This window comes from Pseudomonadota bacterium, from assembly GCA_010028905.1.
In the GTDB taxonomy this organism is placed as follows: Bacteria; Vulcanimicrobiota; Xenobia; order RGZZ01; family RGZZ01; genus RGZZ01.
The window spans coordinates 1-4,470 of the sequence record RGZZ01000415.1 but is presented as its reverse complement, the minus strand read 5'-3'; the positions used below and the strand labels follow the sequence as shown (position 1 = coordinate 4,470).

Sequence of the window (4,470 nt, the reverse complement as noted above, 5' to 3'; positions counted from 1 at the left end):
TGCGAGCGCCACGATGAACAACGCTTCCGGGAGCATCCAGTCCCGGGCGAAACGCATCCAGAGCGTGGCAGACGATGACGCCAGGGCTCGAAGAGGGGCCGGCGCGTCTTCGAACAGCACGAACCCCTGCTGCGCGCGGGTCTCGAGGCCCGCGTAGGCCGGTTGGGCCGACGCGCGCAACCAGATGGCCCCGCTCAGCGCGGCCAGGGAGAGCAGAAGCACGGCAGTGCGGCGGAGGGGCGTGTTCGGAACGAGGGGCACGAAGGGGTCAGTTCGCGACCTCTCGTCGCCGTCCTCGCGTCATCTCGGCGCATCGCTCGCAATGACCTCGATGCGATTCGCCGGAGACCGGCTGCAAATCGAGGTCTGGCCATGCTCGAACGGGAGAGCAGGTGTTTCAGGAGGTCTCTTCCATGGCGTGGAGCGAGCAGCGCAAGGTGAATCCTACCGGGTCCGACTCCAGCCCCCCCGCCTCCAGGCGCCCCGACTTCAGTCACCACGCCCAGGCCTCCCTGGCGGGCAGACGGTCTCCACGCCGACGCACCCTGCCGCGACGCATCCCGATGCACCCCCTGCCGTCGAGGCGCCGGAGTGCGGGAACGAGGCTGCGTCCTCCAGCGGCCTGCTCAACGGGATGAGCGGCTGGGTCAAGACCTGCGGCGCGGCCGATACCGGCAACGAGGCTCCTGCCGTGTCTCGCGCCAACCCCTGGGGGGCGAAGATCGAGCGTGACGCGCAGGGCCGACCCACCACGGTCGAGACCACCGAGGGCCGCAGACGCGACTACGAGCGCTTCGACGATGGATCGATCAGCGCCATGCGCGCGCGCACGAAAGATGGCCGCACGACCTCGTGGACCCGCGAGAGCGCGCAGAGCGATCAGTGGACGGCGCGCAACGACCAGGGTCGCGTGATCACGCGCTGGCGTGGTGAGATGGACGTCAACGCGGACGGCGTGCACAGCGTTCGCAACGCGGGGGAGCAGGGCTCCACCTCGCACCTGCCCGACGGGTCGTCGTCTCCCAGTCGCCTCGAGAACGGGCGTCTCACCGTGCGCGACGACAAGGGCAACGTGAGCTATGAGAGCCGCTCCGATGGCAGCGCCACCTTCACGCGCGACGGACGCCGTGTGTCTGTCGACGCGGCCGGCGGGCTGCAGTCGATCTCGACGCCGGACGGCGAGCGTCGCTTCGAGCGTCGCGATGGCGCGCTGACCCGTGTGGTCGATGTCGACGCCAAGGGCGTCGAGACCGAGCGCTTCAGCGCGCGTGACGGGGCGACCGCCGTGCTCGACGAGAAGAGCGGCGACGTGACGGTGACGCACCCGTTCGGGAAGACCCGCCACAACGCCGACGGTTCGACGGTGTCGAGCGACACCGATGGAACCGTGCTCTCGGTGGTGCGCAAGGACGGCACGGCGCGTGACTTCCTCTATCAGTGCGACGAGACGGGGGGCAACAAGCGCCTCGCGGCCATCACCGACACCAGCGTCTCTCCCAAGGGCCCCCAGCGCACCACGTGGACCCGTGAGCAGGGCGGTGACGCCTTTACCAGCATCGATGACAAGGGGCGTGTCCGCCCCGCTCGCAGCGATGTGAAGGTCGCTGAGAACGGCGACTACACCTACACCGACCCCAAGACGGGAACCACGCGCACCGCCAAGGTGGGCAGCGTGGGCGGCGCCACCGCGGGCGGCTATGCCTCAGATTCGGTCGAGACCGCGCGTCAGAACCTGCTCGACACCCTCGGTGGCCAGATGTCTCCGGAGCGCCTGGAGCGGTTCAAGAACATGATGACCGCGTTCGAGCGCCGCATGGGCGACCGCGCGATGCAGCGCATGACCGCGGGTCAGGACGCGGCCAAGGTGCACCCCGAGATCGAGGCCACCATCGGCAACACCTACGACCAGCTCAACGAGATGGTATCGACCCCACAGGGCCGCGCGGAGGTGTACAACCAGCAGATGCGCACCTTCCTGGCCGAGAACTTCATGCTCTTTGCCGCTGATCCCGGGACCTACAACCAGGGCAACCACGGCAGCTGCTGGATGCAGTCCGGCACCATCGCCAACGGCTGGACCAACCACGCCGACGGTCTGGCCCGCTTCGTGAAGGAGGTGTCGCTCACGGGGCAGTTCAACTCGCCCTGGGCCAACGACGGCAAAGGGCGCACCTTCAGCTTCAATCGCGGCATCTTCGCCCTGCGCCAGGGCCAGGAGGAGTCTCGCTGGAGCTTCGACCGCGCGCAGAGCAGCAGCGCGCGCAGCCCCATCGGCATGATCCTCGACGAGGGGCAGTCGAGCATGCTGGGGCGCAGCTCATCGTGGGGCGGAACCTACGGCGAGACATCACGCACGCAGTACTGGCTCACTGGCGACACCCCGGCCCGCGAGGGGGGCAACATGCGCCAGACCCTTCTCGAGAAGGGGGCCTACATCAACTTCTGGCCCGGACACATGCTCACCCAGCAGCTGCGGCGCGAGGGCGATCACTTCATCGTGGTGCAAGACAATCAGTGGGGCAACGGCAGCGATTACACCCTCGGCCGCGTCGACAACCTCGCCCGCTGGGACTACCGCGGCGATCGGGGGCGCCGCTTCGAGCACTTCAAGCCGTCGAGCAACCCGGACGAGAATCCGGTAGGGCCGTACATCCCCGGGCCGGCGCCCGTGGGGCCGGGGACCGACGGCTCGCTCGTGTCCAACGACGGAGGTCAGGTGGGGCCCGTGGGGCCTGGACGCGGGCCGTCACCGACGCCCCTCACGCCCCTTGTGGGTATGGGCGGTGGCTTCCGCGGCGCCGCCAATCCCGGGCTGCCCCCGATTCAGAGCGCTGCTGACGCGCTACACCTCATCTTGATGATGTACGCCGTGATGACGGCGCAGGAGAGCGGGCCCCAGGGGCAAGATCAGATCAACGCCATGCTCAGCGGACCGGACGGCCCTCGGGTCAAGGCGCTTATGGCGCACATGTCCACCGCGCAGGGGTGAGACCTTATCGTGGGCTCGCCTCGTCCTTCCACGACTTCAGGCTGAAGCTGTTCAGCGTGGGGTAGAAGGGAGGCGGGGTGCTGGCGAGGTTGGGGTCGTAGTAGGTCTTGCCGCTCCAGCCGCCGGTTACCTGAACGCCGTTCGATTGTGCTTTTGGGCTCTTGGAAGCTACGCTGAGACTGCCGTAGATGTCAAGAAGCCCCACAGGTCCGCTGATGTTCTCGTACACCGCGCCACCATTTCCCCCTGGCACGCCGGCCAAGATGGCGGCATAGACGTACAGCTTGTTCGCCGGGTTGGTGCTGCGGGGCAGACTTGACGGGAAGCGGAGGTTGTAGGAGACCAAACCGAGGTTGTCGGTAGAGCCCGTGGGGGCTTGACCCGGTGTCGTGTCTGATCGCGTGATGGACCCCCCCACCACGATTTCCGCCTGGGCATCCACATCGGTGGAAATGGTGCGAGCTCCCTTGCTGGTGCCAGAGAGCGAAGCGATGGTGCCCGTGCTGAATACCACGCCGTTGGTGAGGGTGTTCAGCACCTGCGACTTGCCGCTCGGCGGCACCACGAGGGTGCGCCCCTGGGGCACGTTCTGCCCGCCGGGTGCGGTCACCGCCGACGACAAGGTCTCGGTGACGACGGTCTTGCCACTGGCCTGGGTGATGGTGAGCACGCGGTTGCCGCCGCCGTCGACAGACATCTCCATCTTGGAGACGCCCCCAACGATGTAGATGCCCCCTGCCGCGTCGTTGCCCGTCTTGGCCTGGTTCACATACACCCCTGCTGTGGTGGGCGCTGGCATTGTAGGGTCGCCCCAGGCTGCGTTGGCGAGAGCACTGGTCGTTGGAGGCAGCTCTATTCGGCTGACCCCCGTGTTCAATGCGACGCGCCCCTGTGCATAGATGGTTTCATAGTGCCCTGGTACGGGGTTGCCGTTGCTGTCGTAGGGTGGATATCCCGTTGAACCGGATCCGCCACCGTTGCCGTTCCAGTATGCGACACCATCTGCGCTGCCAGCCACGCGGGTTGCAGACGTCACGGTGCTCAGGAAGTGTGGCTTGTATGAACCATCGTACTGATTCGGGTACGTCCAGATCTTGATGGGGTCGTTGATATGAACAGGGCCTTCCTTGGCTAGCCCAAGGCTCGAGGTGTTGAATGCTGCGTTTGGGTCGGACTTGTCAGAGTACAGTGCGAACCGTGCGAAGCTCTGTTGTCCGACGCTGGTGGTGATGCGACGCATCGGTCGGCCGTTGAGATGGGCGGTCGAAGCAACGGTGTAGTATCGAACTGGGTTCTGGCCGTTGGGTGGCGATTGGGAATCTGCTGTCAAGATTGATGTCCAGGTCCATGTGCCGATAGCGCCTGATCGGGTTGAAGAGGCTGCAGTCAGCGGTTCTCGCCCGTTGGCCAGTTCGTTCTCGATGTAGGCGATGGCATCTTGAACCCCCGCGTCGGCGGCGAAGTAGGCCGACGTGTCGGTC

Annotated in this window: 3 protein-coding genes; 1 reads left to right on the top strand and 2 read right to left on the bottom strand. The window is 66.4% G+C overall.

Going from position 1 to position 4,470, the window contains the following annotated elements:
* Window positions 1–261: hypothetical protein (locus EB084_20215; protein NDD30591.1), on the bottom strand; the 261-nt coding region annotated here is incomplete at its 3' end.
* 373 nt (window positions 262–634) lie between these two features.
* On the opposite strand from EB084_20215, the gene EB084_20210 reads away from it, so the two are divergent.
* A complete protein-coding gene (locus EB084_20210) occupies window positions 635–2,989 on the top strand; it encodes a hypothetical protein (GenBank protein ID NDD30590.1) in 2,355 nt (784 codons plus the stop codon).
* A gap of 4 nt (window positions 2,990–2,993) precedes the next feature.
* On the opposite strand, the gene EB084_20205 is transcribed toward EB084_20210, so the two are convergent.
* On the bottom strand, window positions 2,994–4,470 hold a 1,477-nt coding region (locus EB084_20205), incomplete at its 5' end, for a hypothetical protein (protein ID NDD30589.1).

Excerpts from the sequence above, each read along its gene's own strand:
- EB084_20210 (NDD30590.1), top strand. The coding sequence starts at position 635 with ATGAGCGGCTGGGTCAAGACCTGCGGCGCGGCCGATACCGGCAACGAG.